Annotated in this window: 15 protein-coding genes; 13 read left to right on the top strand and 2 right to left on the bottom strand. The window is 56.5% G+C overall.

Annotated elements, in window-relative coordinates:
* Positions 1–18 precede the first annotated feature (18 nt).
* Together folE and CCX46_RS09000 are read left to right on the top strand one after the other, a co-directional pair.
* A complete protein-coding gene (folE, locus tag CCX46_RS09005) occupies positions 19–564 on the top strand; it encodes a GTP cyclohydrolase I FolE (protein WP_010456659.1) in 546 nt (181 codons plus the stop codon).
* Positions 565–667: 103 nt separating this feature from the next.
* Positions 668–1,039 (top strand): glutaredoxin family protein, encoded by a 372-nt coding sequence (locus tag CCX46_RS09000; RefSeq protein ID WP_127926412.1) that lies wholly within the window; start codon positions 668–670, stop codon positions 1,037–1,039.
* 144 nt (positions 1,040–1,183) lie between these two features.
* On the opposite strand, the gene CCX46_RS08995 is transcribed toward CCX46_RS09000, so the two are convergent.
* Positions 1,184–2,350, bottom strand: coding sequence for an aminotransferase-like domain-containing protein (locus tag CCX46_RS08995; RefSeq protein WP_127926411.1), 1,167 nt, complete (start codon positions 2,348–2,350; stop codon positions 1,184–1,186).
* An 82-nt stretch (positions 2,351–2,432) separates the two neighbouring features.
* Here CCX46_RS08995 and CCX46_RS08990 point away from each other — a divergent pair, with 82 nt between their 5' ends.
* The 8 genes from CCX46_RS08990 (at position 2,433) to CCX46_RS08955 (ending at position 16,878) form a co-directional block, all read left to right on the top strand.
* Positions 2,433–2,879: a MarR family winged helix-turn-helix transcriptional regulator gene (locus CCX46_RS08990; protein ID WP_127926410.1), complete on the top strand. Its 447-nt coding sequence runs from the start codon at positions 2,433–2,435 to the stop codon at positions 2,877–2,879.
* Between the two features lie 291 nt (positions 2,880–3,170).
* Positions 3,171–4,520 (top strand): NCS2 family permease, encoded by a 1,350-nt coding sequence (locus CCX46_RS08985; protein ID WP_007914003.1) that lies wholly within the window; start codon positions 3,171–3,173, stop codon positions 4,518–4,520.
* An 87-nt stretch (positions 4,521–4,607) separates the two neighbouring features.
* On the top strand, positions 4,608–5,237 hold the full coding sequence (locus CCX46_RS08980) for a LysE family translocator (RefSeq protein WP_127926409.1): 630 nt from the start codon (positions 4,608–4,610) through the stop codon (positions 5,235–5,237).
* A gap of 239 nt (positions 5,238–5,476) precedes the next feature.
* Positions 5,477–8,983, top strand: coding sequence for a calcium-binding protein (locus CCX46_RS08975; RefSeq protein ID WP_127926408.1), 3,507 nt, complete (start codon positions 5,477–5,479; stop codon positions 8,981–8,983).
* A 290-nt stretch (positions 8,984–9,273) separates the two neighbouring features.
* Positions 9,274–11,025, top strand: a complete 1,752-nt coding sequence (locus CCX46_RS08970) for a hypothetical protein (protein ID WP_127926407.1) — start codon at positions 9,274–9,276, stop codon at positions 11,023–11,025.
* Between the two features lie 234 nt (positions 11,026–11,259).
* Positions 11,260–12,975 (top strand): hypothetical protein, encoded by a 1,716-nt coding sequence (locus CCX46_RS08965; RefSeq protein ID WP_127926406.1) that lies wholly within the window; start codon positions 11,260–11,262, stop codon positions 12,973–12,975.
* 95 nt (positions 12,976–13,070) lie between these two features.
* The gene (locus CCX46_RS08960) at positions 13,071–14,924 is read left to right on the top strand and encodes a hypothetical protein (RefSeq protein ID WP_127926405.1); all 1,854 of its coding nucleotides are present in this window, start codon (positions 13,071–13,073) and stop codon (positions 14,922–14,924) included.
* Positions 14,881–16,878 carry a hypothetical protein gene (locus tag CCX46_RS08955; protein ID WP_238704387.1) on the top strand — a complete coding sequence of 666 codons (1,998 nt, stop codon included), beginning with the start codon at positions 14,881–14,883 and terminating at the stop codon, positions 16,876–16,878. Before CCX46_RS08960 ends, CCX46_RS08955 begins: the two co-directional genes overlap by 44 nt.
* A 183-nt stretch (positions 16,879–17,061) precedes the next feature.
* Here CCX46_RS08955 and uraH read toward each other — a convergent pair whose 3' ends face one another.
* Positions 17,062–17,415 (bottom strand): hydroxyisourate hydrolase, encoded by a 354-nt coding sequence (gene uraH, locus CCX46_RS08950; RefSeq protein WP_003223171.1) that lies wholly within the window; start codon positions 17,413–17,415, stop codon positions 17,062–17,064.
* A 420-nt stretch (positions 17,416–17,835) separates the two neighbouring features.
* On the opposite strand from uraH, the gene puuE reads away from it, so the two are divergent.
* The 3 genes from puuE to alc all read left to right on the top strand — a co-directional run bounded on the left by puuE (position 17,836) and on the right by alc (position 20,358).
* Positions 17,836–18,762, top strand: coding sequence for an allantoinase PuuE (puuE, locus tag CCX46_RS08940; protein WP_038366990.1), 927 nt, complete (start codon positions 17,836–17,838; stop codon positions 18,760–18,762).
* Entirely contained in the window at positions 18,759–19,274 is a 516-nt protein-coding gene (uraD, locus tag CCX46_RS08935; protein WP_127926403.1) for a 2-oxo-4-hydroxy-4-carboxy-5-ureidoimidazoline decarboxylase, read from the top strand. Before puuE ends, uraD begins: the two co-directional genes overlap by 4 nt.
* Before the next feature lie 88 nt (positions 19,275–19,362).
* A complete protein-coding gene (gene alc, locus CCX46_RS08930) occupies positions 19,363–20,358 on the top strand; it encodes an allantoicase (protein ID WP_007913974.1) in 996 nt (331 codons plus the stop codon).
* The last annotated feature ends 57 nt before the right edge of the window (positions 20,359–20,415 follow it).

Below are 20,415 nucleotides of genomic sequence, written 5' to 3'. Positions count from 1 at the left end.
CTTATGGAATCAGCCCCTGTGACACTGGAACAGAATTACACCGCGATTCTCGGCCAATTGGGCGAGGACGTGTCCCGCGAGGGCCTGCTCGACACGCCAAAGCGTGCCGCCAAAGCCATGCAGTACCTCTGCCGCGGTTATGAACAGACGCTCGAAGAGGTTACCAACGGTGCCCTGTTCAGCTCCGACAACAGCGAAATGGTGCTGGTCAAGGACATCGAGTTGTACTCGTTGTGCGAACACCACCTGCTGCCGTTCATCGGCAAGGCGCACGTTGCGTACATCCCGAGCGGCAAAGTGCTGGGCCTGTCGAAGGTCGCGCGGATCGTCGACATGTACGCCCGCCGTCTGCAGATTCAGGAAAACCTCAGCCGTCAGATCGCCGATGCAGTGCAACAAGTCACCGGCGCGCTGGGCGTTGCCGTGGTGATCGAGGCCAAGCACATGTGCATGATGATGCGCGGTGTCGAGAAGCAGAATTCGTCGATGATCACCTCGGTGATGCTCGGAGAGTTCCGTGAAAACGCAGCGACCCGCAGCGAATTCCTCAGCCTCATCAAGTAATTTGCGGCACGAAGAAAACCGGCATTCATCGCCGGTTTTTTTTCGTCCGTGAAAAATCGGGTAAGCTGCGCGCCTTTCTCAATATGCACCGTGAGGCTTCAACGTGTTCGTCAAAGCGCTTCGTGTCGGCCTCGGCCAACTGGTTATCTTCATCGACTTCATCACCCGTCCGGGCAAGAAAAAGCGCCCCGCCGCTGCTCAGGCTCAGGTGGATGCAGCTGCAAAAGACCTGACCTTGTATCAGTTCCACGCCTGCCCGTTCTGCGTGAAAACCCGCCGCACCTTGCGTCGTTTGAATGTGCCGGTGACGCTGAAGGATGCGAAGAACAATGAACAGGATCGTCAGGCCCTGCTGGATCAGGGCGGCCGGATCAAGGTGCCTTGCCTGCGGATTGAAGAGAACGGGCAGACGACCTGGATGTATGAGTCCAAGGTGATCATTGATTATCTGGATAAGCGCTTCGCGGCGGTCTGATGTTTCTGTATTGGGGCTGATGGCCCCTTCCCACCATTGGAATGCATTTCCACTGTGGGAGCGAGCCTGCTCGCGAAGAGGCCCTCTCAGTCACCACGAATCCCAGTCAAAAATAAACCGGCCTGTGAGCCGGTTTATTTGTTTTCAGGCAGCCTTATCCAGCTGCGCCTGACGCACCACCGCCGCCAATCGCTTCAATCCTTCATCCAGCCGCGACGGATCAATGTGGCTGAAATTCAAGCGCAAGTGCCCATGATGGTTATCCGGTTCTGGAAAGAACGGCTCCCCCGGCATAAACGCCACATCATTGGCCAACGCCTCATTGAGCAACGTTCGCGTGTCCAGCGGCTGCTTCAACGTCAGCCAGAAAAACAGCCCGCCCTGTGGCGTGTTCCAATCCGCCAGATCAGAAAAATGTGTTTCCAGCGCCGCCTGGAAGGCATCCCGCCGCTGTCGATAGAAGCCGCGCAACTCGCTCAGATGCTGCTGATACTTGTCATTACCGATCCACTGCAACGCCTGCCATTGACCGATGCGATTGGTGTGCAGATCCGCCGATTGCTTGAGTTTGAGCAAGTGCGGAAACAGATCGGGACTGGCGATCAGATAGCCAACGCGCAGACCCGGCAGCAGGGTTTTCGATACGGTACCGGTGTAGATCCAGCTGGATTTTTTCAGTCGACCAGCAATCGGTTTGGCGCTGCCGCCATCGAAAGTCAGTTCGCGGTAGGGTTCGTCTTCGATCAGGGTGACGCCGAATTCATCGAGCAACGCCGCGACCGCTGCGCGTTTGGCTTCGCTGTAGCGCACGGCTGACGGGTTCTGGAAGGTCGGGATCAAATAGATGAACGCCGGACGATGTTGCTCCAGACGGTCGCGCAATTGCGCGAGGTTGGGGCCATCGGACTCTTGCGGCACGGTCAGGCAATCAGCACCGAACAACTGAAAGATTTGCAGCGCGGCGAGATAGGTCGGCGCTTCCAGCAAAATCTCCGTGCCCTTGTCGATATACAGCTTGGCCGCCAGATCGAGGGTTTGCTGGGAACCGCTGACCACCAGAACCTGACTCGCCTGACATTCCAGGCCAAGCGCCCTCGCCTCCGCGGCCAAGGCTTCGCGCAATGCCGGCTCGCCTTCGCTCATGCCATATTGGCCGAGCGACAGCGGCATTTCGGCCCACTCGACCTTCGGCAACATGGCTTCGGCGGGCAAGCCGCCCGCAAACGACATGACTTCCGGGCGCTGGGCGGCGGCAAGGATTTCACGAATCAAAGAACTTTTAAGGCGCGAGACACGTTCGGAAAAAGCCATGGAAGTCACCGGTAGCGAGGCGTGTGAAATATGAGTCAAACTGGTTGACTGAAATTACGACAGCTTGAGCGAGTACGTCAACATGCTTGACCTTAAAAACCCCTCCAGTCAGCAACAGGCGATGGAAGCTTTTTTCTTCGGCTATCAGGCGTTCACCGCCAAGGCTGATGAAATGCTCGAGCGGCGCGGCCTCTCCCGAGTGCATCAACGCATTGTGTTTTTCATCGCGCGGTATCCGAACTTGAGCGTGAAGGAGTTGTTGGCATTGCTCGGTGTGAGCAAGCAGGCGCTGAACATGCCGTTGCGGCAGTTGCAGGAAATGCATTTGGTGGACAGCGTGGCGTCCGAGGCCGACAAGCGTAAGCGCCTGCTGGAGTTGACGGCAGAAGGCGCGAAGTTTGAGCAGGCTTTGCGGCGTGAGCAGGTGAAGTTGCTGGAGCGGGTGTTCGCCGAGGCTGGGGAGGCGGCGGTGAATGGCTGGTTGGCGGTGAATCTGGCATTGGGGAACAGTCAGACACATCTCGACTGACAGGTGCGCCCTCTTCGCGAGCAGGCTCGCTCCCACAGGGGAACGCATTTCAAATGTGGGAGCGAGCCTGCTCGCGAAGGGGCCAGTACAGGCGATATATCGCTATCGACGGAACTTTCGTAAACAAAACCAAAAACAATATTTGCTTTATTTGTACACAAAAGCATAATCCACAGCGTGCGAGTTCCTGACCGCATGGTCAACAAATTCGCGTATGCCTCAAAGGGCCGCTGCCACCCCTCATGGGTCCGGCCCTGGAAATAACAATAAAACTCTTGAGGAGTACTCGCTGTGGAAAGCCGCAAATCCGAAGCATCGACGCTGGACCTCTCGCCACCATTACGCAGTGGCTTGCTGGAACGTCTGTTTAAACTCAGCTTGCATGGCACCACGGTGAAGACCGAGCTGATTGCCGGTCTGACAACCTTCATCACCATGGCCTACATCATCTTCGTCAACCCGAACATCATGGCCGATGCCGGGATCGATCACGGTGCAGCCTTCGTCGCCACCTGTATCGCCGCTGCATTGGGCTGCCTGTTGATGGGCCTCTACGCCAACTGGCCGGTGGGTTTGGCGCCGGGCATGGGCCTCAACGCGTTCTTCACCTACACCGTGGTCGGCACCATGGGCTACAACTGGGAAACCGCGCTCGGTGCGGTGTTTGTCTCGGGCGTGTTGTTCATGATCCTGACCTTCTCACGGATTCGCGAGTGGCTGCTCAACAGTATTCCAGTCAGTCTGCGTTTTGCGATGGGCGCCGGTGTCGGTCTGTTCCTCGGCCTGATCGGTCTGAAAACCGCAGGCATCGTCGTCGACAGTCCGGCGACGCTGATCAAACTCGGCTCCCTGCGTGAACCCGGCCCGCTGCTAGCGGCCATCTGCTTCCTGATGATTGCAATCCTCAGCTATCACCGTGTATTCGGCGCGATCCTCATCAGCATCATCACCGTGACCCTCGCCGGTTGGGGCCTGGGCATCGTGCACTACGAAGGGATCATGTCGACGCCGCCGAGTCTGGCGCCGACCTTCATGGCCATGAACGTCGCCGGCGTGTTCAACGTCAGCATGATCAGCGTGGTGCTGGCCTTCCTCTTTGTGCACATGTTCGACACCGCCGGCACCCTGATGGGCGTGGCCCAGCGCGCCAATCTGGTCAACGCTGATGGCCGTATCGAAAACCTCTCCCGCGCCATGAAAGCCGACAGTGCCTCCAGCGTTTTCGGCGCCGTGGTCGGTGTGCCTCCAGTCACCAGCTATGTGGAAAGTGCTGCCGGCGTGGCCGCTGGTGGTCGGACTGGTCTTACCGCCGTCACTGTAGGTGTGCTATTTATAGCGGCGATGTTTTTCGCACCGCTGGCCGGCATGATTCCCGCTTACGCCACCGCCGGTGCACTGATCTACGTTGCGATGCTGATGATGGGCGGCATGGCCCACATCGAATGGGACGAAGCCACTGATGCGATCCCGGCCATCGTGACCGCAATCATGATGCCGCTGACCTTCTCGGTCGCCGACGGCATCGCGCTGGGCTTCATCACCTACGTGGCGTTGAAGGCCGGTACCGGCAAGTACAAGGAAATCTCCGTCAGCCTGTGGGTGCTCTGCGCGATCTTCATCGCCAAGTTCATTTTCCTGTAAGCGCTACGCGGTTCAGGTTTCCAAACAGCCTCACCTTTGCGGGTGGGGCTTTTGTGCATCTTGATAACAATAGAAAGGAGCAAAGTGATGAGTCTGGAAACCTGGCTGCTGTTCAGCGGTGCTGCATTGGTGGTGATCCTGATTCCGGGGCCACTGTCGTTGCTGATGATCAGCAACAGTCTGAATTACGGTTTGCGTCGTTCCTACCCGGCATTTCTCGGCGGCGTGACGGCTTCGATCTGTCTGCTCAGTGCATCGGCATTGGGCCTTGGCGCATTGCTGCTGGCCTCGGAGCAACTCTTCAGCGTGCTGAAAATCGTCGGCGCACTGTATCTGTTCTACCTCGCCTGGCAGAGCTGGCAACAATCGCGTCAGCCAGCAGTCGGCGCTGACGTGCCGCAAGCCGCGCCTGTGCCACGTTTTCGCGCGTTGTTCGGACGCGCTTTCGTGCTCGGTGCCAGCAACCCCAAAGACATCCTGTTCTTCGCCGCGTTTCTGCCGCAGTTTCTCAGTGCCGAGCAACCATTCCTGCCACAACTGCTGGTGATGATCGTAACCTGGACCCTGCTGGATCTGCTGTGCAAACTGGCCTACGGTCTGGGCGCCCACGGTGCCGCGCGTTATCTGCGCAGCGGCAAAGGACAGAGCTGGTTTAACCGGATCAGCGCCGGTTTGTTCGGCGGCGCTGGGGCAGCATCGTTACTCAGCAGTCACTGAGGCATTTGAATGGTTGTTTGACTGATTGTTACTTGGCTGCAGCCAGCCAGACTTGAAAGTTCCGAGTCTGGCTGGTGTTCTCCACGACCGATCGGCATCGCGCACTACAGATTCCCCCGACAGTAATTGCATGCCTTTGATATGCAATACACCGCAACAACCCGTTTATATACATTCCTCGTACGTCCCCCGTACTATCTCGGCCTGCTTTTCCCACCCGCCAGAACAAGGAAGTTCAAATGGCCACCCTGATAAGCGAAGCTTTAATAGACAGTGATGCAGTCGTCATTACCGATATGCACGCCGAGTCGAACAAACATACTGATTCAACCATCGATATCAACAGCAATTCCGACAAGCCACTGGACCAGCCTCAAAAGCGAAAAATCGAACAGTTAAGAACTAACGACTCGGTGTTCGGGCCAATACAAATTGGCGAGATATCGATAACACGGGTATCCCTCGACGCCTTGGGTGCGACAATTGACGGGCACCCGCTGAACGGCACAAACACATTCTTCCGCATTCCCAAGCGCTCATTCATCAACTCGTTACAATTCAGCGCCAGCGATATCGCACATCATATGAAGTCCGCGACGGGTTACGATATTTATCTATTGCCTTCTTTGCTGTTCGACATGGCCAGCCACCGCCCGATAACCGCCCCAAACATAACCCGAGAAACATCATCAATCGAGGTTGATCCTGGAAACTACCGCAGCAAAATCGAGAAGCTTCTGAGCTCTGCGCAGAAGCTGGATTTGCAGCACACGCAACTACCAAACAATACTCGGCGCTGGGTCGCCTCGGTAAAGGCCCACTTGACAGTCGGCTCCAGTGTCGGACTCCAGGCATTCGGGATATACACGGGATTGCGCGGAATATTGGTTGCGATGAAATCCGGCGATACCAAAGAGGTTGTAATCAACGCCACAGGTGTTGCCTCGGAAATTGGCTCTATCGCCGTTGACGTTGGCGTCAGCAAGATTGCCAACGAGATGCTGGCGGCCGGAAAAAATGCTTTCAAGGATTTCGCCAAAACCAGGTTTGCGCTGAGGTTGAGTCGATCCGGTGGCTTGATTGGCGGGGCGCTGACTTTGCCATTTGATGTGTACACCACCGTCAACTCCCTGAAGGCAGCAAGCAATGCCACCGGCAAAGAAGCCATGGATCATTACATCAGCGCCGGGTTGAGCATCACCAGCGCGGCCATGACCGTTATCCTCGGTACAGCGGCAATGGCAGGATTGTCTTTTGTGGGTCCGGCGGGCCTTTTGTTCGGTGCGTTTCTGGCAATCGGATCACAGGTGTATGGCGCGGTGCGCATTGTCGATGACATTGATGACTACATTGAACTGACCCTGGGTGAGCGGTGGCGCTCAGGCTTCCTTTCATTCTGCATGTGGGACGTCGAGCAAGGCGTCAAGGACCGCTACAACCAGGCAAGAACCCTGATCCAGCACACGGAACAGCTAAAACGCAATGCTCGCAGATTGCTCGACGTTCAGCTAAAGGATTCCACCGAAGCCGTCGTCAATGGCTCGTTTGAAGTTGATCTCGTTCCCACGCAAGTCTGGAAGCGCAACTGGTGGACGAAAATAGACTCTTGGCAAACGGAAAACGTACCCGTAATACGCGGTGGGGACGACACTATTGATGCTAGCGACGGCGTTACCAAGGATATGCCCGGCGCAGTAGTAGGCGTTGCCGGGGAAAACAAAAATACCTTGTGGTACTTGGGTGACGGTCGTGATTCGATCAAAGGAGTGATAAAAAAACCGAATATTTTCCACTATGGCTCGGGGATCAAAGACCTGACAGGTGGTGAAAAAAACGATCACTTCGTGTTCGAGGCTGCCGCCGATCTGATCAAGAAAAACATCGAAGTATCAACCTATTCGAAGGTGAAGGGGGGCGCCGGTAACGACACCCTGTCTCTGAACGGTGTTCACCAGACGCCGAAAGGATATGACATCGATTTAAGCGCAGGCACACTGCAGGTAAGAACTCCGAATCCCGATGCAGAGGACGGCGCGACTTATAAATTTCACAGTCTTTTGGAAAATATCGAAAACGTTGAAACCCTGAGCGGCGCGGCGAACGTAGTGACAGGCACCCATGAGCGCAACATTATCAAGTCTCGCGGCCAGGACGTCATAAAAGCGGGGGCTGGGAACGACCAGATACAGTTGTTGCATAAAAGTGCAACAGCCTCGGGTGAAGAAGGTATCGACGAGTATTTCATCGACCACCTGGAAGGTCGTGTGTGCATCTTCGAGGATGGTAAACAGCAAAGTACCATTGAATTGAACTGGCCGATCGATCTCATTGAAAGTTGGGTAATCGAAAAGAATTCGCTGATCATTACCTCCGGATTCTACTTTTACGACAAGCCAAAAAGCGTCGTCGTCATCCACGACATCTATGAAACAGACGAGAAAGAAACCCGACTGAAAAACGGCAAACTGGTCTTTTTGACCAAGGACCGTTATCAGCTGAAACCTGATCTGCCTGAAACAATCGAAAGCGGCAAAAATATCGATATCGAAGTCGACATCATTAAACACGGGCAACCCGCGAAACCGCTGATTGTTTACAACTCCGAATGCTGGACAAAGCACCAGCATGAAGCGCGTTATTACATTCCGCGCTCCGAGCAAAGTGTCACATTCTATTCAGCCGATCGTCCCGACGTCGTCACCTTCGTTTACCTGGATTACGCCAGCGACGAATTGAGCAAAGTTGAAGCGCACTTTAGTGCAAGGCAGTCCGAAAAACGTGAAGATCTGATAGCCGGCTGTGATCTGACCTATCACTTTGGCGAAAAGATCGTGACGCTAAAACACTTTTCCTGGGCGCGTGGCGGTTCTGATCCAAAGAACATGATCAAGATCCTGCGGACCATGGCTGTTCGCCCCAGTCATAAATATTTGCTGATTTTCAACGACGGCGTCGCTCTTAATGCCGGGCTTACACCTGAAACAGACGTGGCTCCGGCCGACGACAATTACGAGATGCATTCCTTCAAGCACTGGACAACACCACTTCGCTTGCCCTTGAAATTTCGACAGAAGCAATTCGCCTATGAGTTGCCGTCAAACGAGGCGTACAAGCTCAATGCACTGAATGCTTGCGCCAGCATCGAGTCCAGAGCCATTCGGACCGCGATGGAAAGCCTGGAAGGTGAAGGTGCCACCTACCTGGTCCATCTGGTTGCCAATATGACCTTGAAACTCACGACCCCCGGTGCGTTGGCGAACGCTGTGACAAGACTGCCTTACTCATCGACCTGGGAACTCGATGCGACCAAGCTCGGCAAGGTCGAGGTCAAACTGGAAAACAATCAGTTACTTATCGGCTCCTGCATTGTTCATCTACCGGTTTACGAAAACGAAGAAGACCTGATCGATCAGGTACGCGTTATTTCCGAACAAGGCATTGTCCATGTAGTGGATCTTTCCTTTGACCGGATCTATCTGGATGGGCTTGATGCGCGGTTCTTTGAAGAGCCTGACTCGACAAAAGCCTTGCCTGACGCTTTTGCGTCAATGGCCAATCAAGAGGTCAAAGTGCGCAATATCATCTTTGCCGACAACTGGCCGGGAGCGTTCAGCTACAGTTTTTCCGCTTACAGCTGGATCCTGCGTAGCGACAAATCCCGCGTTGAGTTTTCAGAACTTCGGGTCGTCAATCGTTGTACCCATCAGGCCCCCCTGATTACCTTGCTCAAGGTTCCTCCTGCGTAACCTGCCTCCATCAGCCAAGCCCCATTCCCCTCGCGCACTCCGAAATTGAAGTAACCCGACTTCTTCATCTCGTTCCCGGCCAAGGCTCTGCGGGATGTCGACGAGTGCGCCTGAACAATGCGACGAGACGCTTTTTGCGCTCGATATCACCCCTCCACGAGTAATTGAGTATGGTCAAGCCCCCCAAGAAAGTTTCTGTGACAGCAGCCGCCGCCGATACAACAGTTACAACAAGACCTGTGCAAGCAGGTTCAGGCGCTCCTCACAGTATTCACTTGCCCGACACCCCGATGTCTGGCATCGATTCGACCACTGGATCTACGGCGTCCGGTACCTCAGTCACACGGCCGCCGGCTGTTACCGTCAGCGAAATGCCGGGACTCGGTAGCGACACCTACAGCTCCGCGCGCAGTGCGATAGCCTGGCCACAGAACCGTTTGAATGAGCTGACACCGGTCGCAGAAACCCCCGGACTGTTCACCGGACCGGATCAACGAACCTACGCCCAACTTGGCAACGAAGGCCGGTTCGTCGTCGAACAGGATCGGCAAGGCAACTATTACGTGCCGCTGACCTTTGCACCCGGTGTGCCGGGACCGGTGGTAACGAGGTCTGAAGGCCTGACCAGTTGGCACATTCAGCGCCCCGGCTGGCAACCCATGCGGACCCGATCCGAGACGCCTGTCACAGCGCAGCCCCTCGCCTACCTGTCGCCGGAGGATGCAAACACCCTGACCCGAGCGGAACTTTCATCGGAGGGGATCCGTTACAACAAGCTCAAGCAAACCTTCGTCGATACGGCAGAAGGCACGGTGATGGTGCGTAAAAACCAACAGGGTGAATACCGATATGCCTCAGCGACCAGCAGAGACTCGCTCAATCTGACGTTTGAACAGATGCCCGGCACGCTACTCTGGCGCCAAAGGGTTCAAACAGCACAGGCCGCTGACAGTCCTGTTGCGGGTCAGTCCCGGCCCGCCGCGGAACCGGACGAGCAAGTACCCGGCCCCAGCAAACGTCCACGCCTTGATACGTCCAGGCCACCCGAGCCATTTCCAGCGGCCACTCTCGACGCCACCGTCCCGACCGAACAGACACCGTTCTTCTGGTTACCGTGGGGGCATTTGAACAAGCCGCCAGTGGTCGAGTCGGTGCAGCTTGGCTGGTTTCATTATCCGATCGTGCCGATTGGCTCCAACCGCTCACCAAAAGTCTATTTTGTGCAGCACCCTGACTTTGCCCCGGCCGGCTTCGTTGCCTTTGAAACGATGCTGCGCACAGCACCGTCACTGCAACCTGTTGCCACCTTTCGCATCGGTAACGATCCGGGAGAAGTACACCCCGGCAAACGCTTTTTCGAGGAGCCTTTATCGCAGTCGGTGGCCAGTGCGTTTCCCGACTTTTCTGCGCCGACCTCATGGGCTGTTGCGAGAAGACTCTACGAACTGGCAGACAACTCCGCCGTCATTACCGGCACCGGCCTGGTCAATATTCAGGCTGTCCTGCATCAGTGGAAGCAGAAGCCGTTTCCCACCGCACCGGCGTACGCCGACCCGCTCAATATGCTGGCGGTGGCGCCATCCATCGATGCCGGAAGAAAAAAGCTTATTCCGATGCCCTCCCAGGTGGACAGCGAACTGCAACGGCTCACCTTCGATCCACAGCGGTTTCCCATCGAGTGGGGCCACTATAAAACGTACCCCACAGACCTGAACCTCAGACGCCTGCTCGGTGCCTTGCTGATTCGCAGCGGCTACGACGTTTTTCCACTGACACACGAACATCACATGCCAACGCTGGTGTTCAGGCATGCCACCCATGATCAGGTTTACTTTCTGAAATTGGGCTCGGTAGAACATGTCGGCCTGTCGCACACCCCGGGGAATGAACTGGCAGACCCGGGGTTGCCGGCGAGGATTGGCAACGATGCGTTTCTCGCCCTGACCACCGCAACGGCACAAAACAAAGTGGTATGGCTGATCGGTGGCGTCTTGAAGGTCGAGTCGACTCCGGACTCGGTATTCATCATCAGAGAGCGCTGAGGAACGATAAAAACGCTCGTCGGCCGTGCGCCGGCGAGCGTTTTTTCACACTTGGAAGATTGTGCAACATCGTGCGGCACTTGCTGGCAGAGCAATACATATGTACCGCACATCCGGGAGATTTTTTCACGAACATGCCCCCTCCACAGTCAGTGGTCAGAGAGCTTCACCGCGTCGACCTGATCATCTGCCTCTATGCAAACGACCGGATCAGCAATTCCAAGGAGTCACCCAATGGCCAAGCCACCCAAGAAAGTTCCGCGCACGCTTCCAGCCGATTCGTCCGGGACACCCACCGAACATTCAGGCAATCCTCGAGGGGCCACTACCGGCGAAATCGTTCATCCTGTTCCAGGCACTGCTAGCCTGCCTGCCGCAGCCGGTTCGCCTTCTTCAAGCGCCTTTGGGGCGTTGCCCGAACACCGCCCCACTATCACCATCCACCACCTTCCGGCTCCCGTCGCCGAGCGCCCCTCGGTCATCGTTCACCACTTCCCTGAGGGTGCTGGCCCATCAAATGTCGCAAATTGGGTAGCCCTTCACTACAGCGAAAAGCAGCAGGCAGCGGTCGCAAGCAGCTCCACAAGCGGGCGAGTGCAACACCCGGTCTTTATCAACGCCGAATCGGCAAACCGGCTGAAGTTGCAGCCAGACACCAAAGAGGGAATTCGGTACGACAAGCACAATAAAGTGTATGTCGAAATGCAAGGCGGCATGATCATGCTGGGCAGTACCCCGGACGGCTGGAGGCAGACGTATGCCGGAGAATCGACGCCGACGGGTAAAAGGGTTGAACAGATTCCAGGCTCTAAGCTCTGGCGTGAAATTGACGGGCCTCGACAAGGCCATCGAGCCGCAACCGATGCAGCGTCCACTGAAACGACCGATGCCACGCCCGGTCCGAGCAAGCGCCCACACCTGTCCGAAGAAGTCGACGTGACATCGAATGCAGGCACGCTGGTCAGACGCCTGTCGGTCCAACGGTCACCTGCGCTGGATTTGTCCACGGCACAGTGGAAGAACTGGGGGAAAACCACGAAACCGCAAACGGGTGAGTCGATCGAGATAGATGGACTGCATTATCCGACGGTGAAGCAGGTTTTACGCGCCGATACCGAACTGGTTTATCTGCAACACCCGGGGTTTAAACCTGAGGATTTTGACGGGTTCGAAAACATGCTGCGCCATGAACCCTCGAAGCAGCCGAAATGGGTGCTTAAACGCGATGGCCAATGGAGGGTGGTGGATAATCAACTGCCGTTTGAAATGTCGCCTACGCAATATGCATCCCGGGCCATGAGCCACCTGTCTGAACATTCGGCAAATAACCTCGCCAGAGCCGTGTTTGATCGTGTGTCTACACATCAAGGGATTGATGCCGCTGGGCTGTCGGTAATAACGCAGACGTTTCGGCACTGGACAGACAGAATCAACAACACCTCGCCCCAGCGCGTTCTTTCCGACCCGCTGATGCTGCTACCCACATTGCCCGCCCAGCACCATGCCCAATATGCCGGCGGAACACTCTCCTTGCCGGCGTACTCCTCGAACCGATTGCAGCGCCTGGACTTCGACGTCCAACAACCGGATATCATGCCGAACCCTTCAAGCACACGCGACTTGTTCGAAAGGTTCCTTGGGCTCAGCGGCTACAGCATCAATCCGAAAAGACATCCGCATCCGAGTGGCGAAGACGTCATGATCTTTCACCGCGAGGGCATCGCCGCTGTGTTCGTGTTGAGGTTGTCCCCTGCTACGCAGGGACCTGTTCCTCGTTATACCGCCGTTGGTTCCGAACTTTCCCAACCGCTTTTCCTGAGCACACTCAGTGCAAAGGATAAACAGGCGCTGGCCGAGCATTTGCAAAAATACGAAGTGATTTATCTGCTGGGCGGCAAAGAGCAGATTTCCCCCGATAGCTCGACCCTGTTCATTGTCAGAGAAGGTTGACTGCGCCAACTGGCTTTTCAGCGAGTTGTCCGCAAGTGCCTGTGGGCAACCCTCAATCTGAACAACCGCTCATTTCACACAGCGAGATTAAATCAATGGTCAAACCACCGAAGCGTGTGGCAGGGATTACTGCGCCCGATATCCGTCCGAACACCGGGAGCACCTCCCACAGACTCTCGGGCGAAAGCCTGATCACCACACAATCCTCCACAGGTTTGCCAGACACACCTGCGCGGCAACCGTCAGTGCACGTCAACGAAATACCAGCGCCTTCGCCACTGTCAGTCGCAGCCGCTCTGCGCTCAATCACCTGGCCTGCCGATCAAGTACATCTGCTGCAGCGTATGGATGCCGAAAGCGGACTGTTCATCAGCCCTGACGGCAAGCTATATGCCCATGTCGAGCATGAAGGGCACCTGTTGGTCGAACTTCAGCGCGATGGTCGCTACCAGATTCCTTTCCCGTTCGCTCCGCACCTGCCTGGACCCTTTCTGGTCAAAGCAGAACGCCAACCCCTGTGGACTTTCGAACGACCGGCCTGGATGACGCAACACTCAGAGAGCGACAGGCGAAATGCGGGCGCTGAAGGGCCCGCTGTCGAACAGCCAATGTACCTGGCCCCCGATGACGCCGCCCTGCTCTCTTCGCCCCTGTATACCGCCGAAGGAATCCGCTACGACAAGCACCGCAAGACCTACATCGACACCGCGCATGGCACCGTCAGGGTGCGTAAAAACGCCGACGGTCAGTATGAGCAAACCTCTGCGACGACACGCAACTCGTCCACGTTGCTGTTCGAACAGATTCCCGGAACCCGACTGTGGCGACGCAAGTTTGCTGACGACCCACCTGACTCGCAGAGTTCCACCGTGGAAGCGGGTGTCGTCGCGACCGAAATGCCAGAAGCCACGCCAGGCCCCAGCAAACGCCCTCATGTGGACGAAGGGGCAGATACCACGCATGCGCTGACCGAAAGCTTGCTGTCAGCCAATCCCGAGGCGATCAACCTGAGTTTCGGCTTGTGGCGAAACTGGGGGCGCAGTATCCGGCCGCAGTTGGGTCAGCACATTGAAATAGACGGACAGTTTTACCGGATCGTGCAACAGCAACTGGGACCGGACCCGCATCTGGTGTATCTGCAACATCCCTTGTTTTCACCGGCCCTGTATGACGCCTTCGAATACATGCTGCGGGATAACCCGTCGCTGCAGCCAAAATTCGCCGTTAAACGATCCGAACACTGGACGGTACTGGACGACGTCGTTCCGTTTGAAATGCCGATCACGCAGTACATTTCCAGAACCTTCAAATACCTGTCGGATCTATCGGTCAGTTCACTTGCCCGGGCCATGTTCAATCAAGCGAACCGCTCCGAGATCATCATCGGCCCGGGGTTGGCAATGCTCAATCAGGTGTTTCGCTTTTGGGAAAACAGGGGGCTGCGCAAGGCGCCACATCGAGAACTGGCTGACCCACTGTTGATGTTACGCAGCCAGCCCGAAACGGCGGATACCCTGGCGATTCCCTTAGCGCTCGGTGAAGGTCTGATGCGCCTGGATTTTGATCCGGGACGCTTCCCCAGGCACTGGAACGACTACGCCAGCAAGCCGACTGCGGCCCACCTGCGAAGACTGTTCAGCCAGCTTCTGAACGATGACGGTTACGTCGTGACCCCAACGGAGCAGAGGCTCGATGGCGACGCGTTAGTGTTTCATCGCGAGAAAATCGATCATGTGTTTGTGCTCAAACTGCCAGCTCTCGTCAACGGCAGACTGCCGCGATTTAGCGCAGAGGGTGCCGAACTGAATGGAGCGTTATTGCAAACCCCGATCAGTGGACAAAAGCCTCTCGCGGCTTACCGGCAGGAAAACCGGATCAGCTATCTGCTCGGTGGAATCCAGACCGATGCGTTGGGGCAAATCACGCTTTTTATCATCAGGGATCGATGAGAAATCAATCGAGCCAGTCGGCGATATGACGAAGGACCGTTTTAGAGTAATTGCCATGATTAAAACGAGCAAAATCACCGTTCGCCCTGTGTCGCCCGACACATCCACAACCACCAGGCCCGTGATCGAAGTCGATGTCGTCACGGACCGTGCAAGCAACACCGGACATCCTGCCACTTTATCTCCTGACCCCAATCGAGTGCCCGACCCGTTGATTGCCACTGCATCAAGCCGCGACGTCGTAGCCGAGCCCCATGTGGTGGTGAGCTACATTACCGATCCGCTGATTACCGAAGCCAACGCCCGGCTGGCAGAGATTTCCCTGCCAGGATTGCAGGCTCACCTGTTACGGGCGCACGAATCCGTTGACGGGCTGTATGTAACACCGGAAGGGCAGATTTACGCACAGCTGGAAGAAGGCGGATATTACCGGGCAGAACTCAACAGCGACGGTATCTACCAGATCCCGTGGCCCGCGGCACCGGGGGTAACGCCGCCTATTCTGAGAAAAATCGACGGCCAGCCACGCTGGCGCCTTGAAGCACCGTGGTATGTCGCCCGATCCGCGACGGGACGCCTGCCAGTGCCTGGAGTGGCTGCCGAGCTGCCATCAACGATTCTCTTCGTCGACCCGTATCTGGCGACATTGCTTCCGGCCGCACATGAATCCCCGAATGGCATCAGAAAAGGGCCACGGGGGAAAACCTACGTCGATATTGCAGACGGAACCATCATGGTTCGCAGGAATGAACGAGGCGAATACAAACTCACCTCTGCGACGACTACGAACGTGCCCGATTTAACTGTCGAACAGATTCCCGGGCAATTTCTCTGGCGCCTCCAGTTGCAGACCGCAAGTGCGCAACCGGATCCACAACCGGGCACCTCGCGAACCCTCCAGCCGCCGGAAGAGGCCAGCCCAGGCCCGAGCAAACGTGCGCGCTTGCCCGGAGACAGCGACCTGCCCGGCCCATCGATTCCTGTAAACAATCCTGGCGACTGGCAAACCTGGGGGAGCGCCACAAAACCCATTGCAGGCGACTCCATCGAAATCGCCGGCAGGCACTTTTCCATACTTGATCAACCCACGCACGCTGTTGACGCGCTGGCGTTTATCAAACATCCACAGTTTTCTGCCACACGTTTCGATGCTTTCGAAAACATGCTCCTCACTACTCCACAGTTACAACCCCAAGGCGTGGTGAAGCTGGCGGATTCGAGAACCGGCCACGCTGCAGACTCATGGCGAATCGTCGATGGCCTGCCATTTCGTAAAAGCTTGACGCAGTACGTCAGCGACCACTTTGCTTATCTTTCAAATCGCTCCGCGAACAAGGTGGCGCGGGAGATTTTCAATCGGGCCAGTCACTCGGAAGAACTGACTGGTCCGGGTATCAATGATTTATTCGACACGATCAAGTACTGGGAGAATCGCCCAACGTCGGTAAGCGATCAAAGAACCCTGCGCCAGGACTTGAGCGATCCGTTGATGCTCCTTTCCCCCCTTGCGGTCGACGCGAACGATTACGTCCATATGCCTCTGCCTTCCGCTGAAGGATTGCAGCGAATCGACTTCAAGGCACACACGTTTTTCGAAACGCACTATCTGACAGAGGGTCACTCCATACGCGATTTGTTCAACGTTGTTCTTCGCGGAAATGGCTACCGGGTGTCTTATAGCTTTCGCAATAAAGCGCAGGATGCACTGCTGATCCAGCGACAGGGTATCGATACGGTGTTCATCCTGCTCACCAACAAATTCAGGGGCGACAGCATGTTTGCCGAGGACCCGACTGTCTGGCTGAAGAAAAAGGCACTGGTCAATAAAATCGCAGTCCACGACAAAATAACCCTGCAAGATCATCTCGCTGCGGACAAGATCATTTATTTAGTGGGTACCAACGATCCGCATTCCGCCAAGGGAAACAGTCTTGTCATCACCAGGCTTCGCTGACTTTTCCTCGACGCAACGCAAACTGGCGAAATTCACTTGAACTGAAAAATCTCAGCCACCTCTTGGCCTGCCATTCATTGACAGGCAAGTGCGCAGACGAAAAAAAGCCCGCAGTGTGAGCGGGCGAAAGACCAAAGAAGCTATATGCGCAGTCGCTTCCCGGTGGGGGCAGCTGCTTGGGGGTCAGCTGCCCCGGTACGTGGAATAGCTGTACGGCGAAATCAGCAATGGCACATGGTAGTGATCCTGTTCGGCAGAAATGCCGAAGCGCAGCACAACCACGTCCAGAAATGCCGGTTCCGGCAACTGAACGCCACGGGCGCGGTAGTAATCGCCCGCGTGGAACTGAACCTGATAAACGCCGGTGCGATAATCGTCGCCTTGCAGCAGCGGCGCATCGACCCGGCCATCGCTGTTGGTTATCGCACTGGCGACCAATTCCAGGTGCGAACCTTCAACGCGGTACAGCTCGACCTTGATCGAACTGCCCGGGCAACCGTGTGCAGCGTCCAAAACGTGTGTTGTCAAACGTCCCATTGATTCTGCGCGCCTGCCTGCGTGGAGCAGTCAGACCTCGCGCCTCCCGAAGTCAGATAAAAAGGAGACCGCACCGATTCGGAGCACGAAACGCTGCGGCGAGCGATTGATTAAGACACTTTTCAAAAAAATTGTACACAATAAAAACGACATTTTTCTCATCACCCCCGCCATTCGGGGGTTTCCTGCCGATGAGCCAGCGATACGCCTATTCATTGAACCTCCTATCCATTAGCTGACTGGTCAGGCAGGTTTCTTGCAGGCTCACGCCAATAACAGTAAAAGATGACAGTCGGTGAAAAATGCGAAAATTCAGGCTTACAAATTGCGAATAAAGTTGTATACAATCAGCCCATCGCTGTGACGCCAGCCTGCCAGGCCGCCACATACATCTGTCAACGAACAAGAAGGAAGACTGCAGTGAGCGCTGACTACCCACGCGACCTGATCGGTTACGGCAGTAACCCTCCTCACCCACACTGGCCGGGCAATGCCCGCATCGCTCTGTCGTTCGTACTCAATTACGAAGAAGGCGGCGAGCGCAACATTCTGCACGGCGACAAAGAATCCGAAGCCTTCCTGTCTGAAATGGTTGCCGCTCAGCCGCTGCAAGGCGCGCGCAACATGAGCATGGAATCGCTTTACGAGTATGGCAGCCGTGCCGGCGTCTGGCGGATTCTGAAACTGTTCAAGGAATTCGACATTCCGTTGACCATCTTCGCCGTCGCCATGGCCGCCCAGCGCCACCCGGACGTGATCCGCGCGATGGTCGATGCCGGCCACGAGATCTGCAGCCACGGCTACCGCTGGATCGACTACCAGTACATGGACGAAGCGCAGGAACGCGAGCACATGCTCGAAGCGATCCGCATCCTCACCGAAATCACCGGTGAGCGCCCACTGGGCTGGTACACCGGCCGCACCGGGCCGAACACCCGTCGTCTGGTCATGGAAGAAGGTGGTTTCCTCTACGACTGCGACACTTACGACGACGACCTGCCCTACTGGGAACCGAACAACCCGACCGGCAAGCCGCATCTGGTGATCCCGTACACCCTCGACACCAACGACATGCGCTTCACCCAAGTGCAGGGTTTCAACAAGGGTGACGATTTCTTCGAATACCTCAAAGATGCGTTCGACGTGCTCTACGCCGAAGGCGCTGAAGCACCGAAGATGCTCTCGATCGGTCTGCACTGCCGCCTGATCGGCCGTCCGGGTCGCATCGCTTCGCTCAAACGCTTTATCGAATACGCCAAAAGTCATGAACAGGTGTGGTTCAGCCGCCGCGTCGATATCGCGCGTCACTGGCACGAAACCCAGCCGTACCAAGGGGCCGCCCAATGAGCCGCTTTCAAACCCTGCAACCGTCGAGCCTGAGCCGCGACGCTTTCGTCAAAGCCTTCGCCGACATCTACGAACATTCGCCATGGGTGGCCGAGAAGGCCTACGACCTGGGCGCGGACACATCGATCGACGAGATCGAAACCCTGCACCAGCGCATGAGCGACATCCTGTTGAGCGCCGATCACGCCAGTCAACTGGCACTGATCAACGCTCACCCGGACCTGGCCGGCAAAGCCGCCGTCCAGGGCCAACTGACCGAAGCCAGCACCAATGAACAGGCTGGCGCCGGTATTCACCAATGCACGGCCGAAGAGTTCCAGCGCTTCACCGAGCTGAACGACGCCTACAAAGCCAAGTTCAAGTTTCCCTTCATCATGGCGGTAAAAGGCAGCAACCGGCATCAGATCCTCGCGGCGTTCGAAACGCGTATTCACAACTCGCAAGACACCGAGTTCAAATGCGCGCTGGCGGAGATCAACAAGATCGCCCTGTTCCGTTTACTGACTCTTTAGCGAAGCCTGACCCGAGTGCATCAGACGCGGAGAGCACCCAGGGTCTTGCAAGCATCCCCAGCCACTTATTTAAAGGCAGACAAGAAGAATGAAAGCTTACGCCGTACCTTTCGAAAAATTCGTCAACCTGGCCGATGCCCGTCTGGGCACCAAAATCATCTCGGTCACCGATGACTGGTTCGCAGACGCCAATCGTCTGTTCCAACCGACCCCGGCCGTATGGAAGGAGGGCGTGTTCGATGACAACGGCAAGTGGATGGACGGCTGGGAATCGCGCCGCAAGCGCTTCGAAGGCTTCGACAGCGCAGTGATCCGTCTGGGCGTACCGGGCTCGATCAAAGGCGTGGACATCGACACTTCATTCTTCACCGGCAACTTCCCGCCATCGGCCTCTCTCGAAGCGTGCTTCCTGGCGTCGGGCGAGCCTGATGAAAACACCCAGTGGACGGAAGTGCTGTCGGCCGTCGAGCTGCAGGGCAACAGCCACCACTACCACGAAATCAGCAACGACCAAGCGTTCAGCCACCTGCGCTTCAACATCTACCCGGACGGCGGTGTCGCCCGTCTGCGCGTGTATGGCATTCCGTTCCGCGACTGGTCCGCTGTTGGCGACAACGAGCAAGTCGATCTGGCAGCAGCCCTCAATGGTGGCCGCGCCCTCGCCTGCTCCGACGAACACTTCGGCCGCATGAGCAACATCCTCAACCCGGGTCGTGGCATCAACATGGGCGACGGCTGGGAAACCGCACGTCGCCGCACGCCGGGCAATGACTGGGTGATCGTCGCGCTGGGTCACCCGGGCGAGATCGAGAAGATCGTCGTCGACACCCTGCACTTCAAAGGCAACTACCCGGACACTTGCTCGATCCAGGGCGCGTTCGTCAAGGGCGGTACTGACAGCCAGATCGAAACCCAGTCGCTGTTCTGGCGTGAACTGCTGCCAAGCCAGAAGCTGGAAATGCACGCCGAGCACACCTTCGTCGAGCAGATCAAAGCGCTGGGCCCGATCACTCACATCCGCCTGAATGTGTTCCCGGATGGTGGTGTGAGTCGCCTGCGCGTTCTCGGCAAGGTCGCTAAATAACACCGCAATGATCGTTCCCACGCTCTGCGTGGGAATGCATCACTGGACGCTCTGCGT

The organism is Pseudomonas sp. RU47, from assembly GCF_004011755.1.
Classification (GTDB): Bacteria; Pseudomonadota; Gammaproteobacteria; order Pseudomonadales; family Pseudomonadaceae; genus Aquipseudomonas.
The sequence above is the reverse complement of the archived record's forward strand: the minus strand, read 5'-3'. Positions and strand labels throughout refer to the sequence as shown.

Bases quoted from the DNA above. Each gene is read 5' to 3' on its own strand.
- CCX46_RS08995 (WP_127926411.1), bottom strand. From the start codon at position 2,350: ATGGCTTTTTCCGAACGTGTCTCGCGCCTTAAAAGTTCTTTGATTCGT.
- CCX46_RS08990 (WP_127926410.1), top strand. From the start codon at position 2,433: ATGCTTGACCTTAAAAACCCCTCCAGTCAGCAACAGGCGATGGAAGCT.
- CCX46_RS08980 (WP_127926409.1), top strand. From the start codon at position 4,608: ATGAGTCTGGAAACCTGGCTGCTGTTCAGCGGTGCTGCATTGGTGGTG.
- CCX46_RS08975 (WP_127926408.1), top strand. From the start codon at position 5,477: ATGGCCACCCTGATAAGCGAAGCTTTAATAGACAGTGATGCAGTCGTC.
- CCX46_RS08970 (WP_127926407.1), top strand. From the start codon at position 9,274: ATGTCTGGCATCGATTCGACCACTGGATCTACGGCGTCCGGTACCTCA.
- CCX46_RS08965 (WP_127926406.1), top strand. From the start codon at position 11,260: ATGGCCAAGCCACCCAAGAAAGTTCCGCGCACGCTTCCAGCCGATTCG.
- CCX46_RS08960 (WP_127926405.1), top strand. From the start codon at position 13,071: ATGGTCAAACCACCGAAGCGTGTGGCAGGGATTACTGCGCCCGATATC.
- CCX46_RS08955 (WP_238704387.1), top strand. From the start codon at position 14,881: ATGCGTTGGGGCAAATCACGCTTTTTATCATCAGGGATCGATGAGAAA.
- uraH (WP_003223171.1), bottom strand. From the start codon at position 17,415: ATGGGACGTTTGACAACACACGTTTTGGACGCTGCACACGGTTGCCCG.
- uraD (WP_127926403.1), top strand. From the start codon at position 18,759: ATGAGCCGCTTTCAAACCCTGCAACCGTCGAGCCTGAGCCGCGACGCT.
- alc (WP_007913974.1), top strand. From the start codon at position 19,363: ATGAAAGCTTACGCCGTACCTTTCGAAAAATTCGTCAACCTGGCCGAT.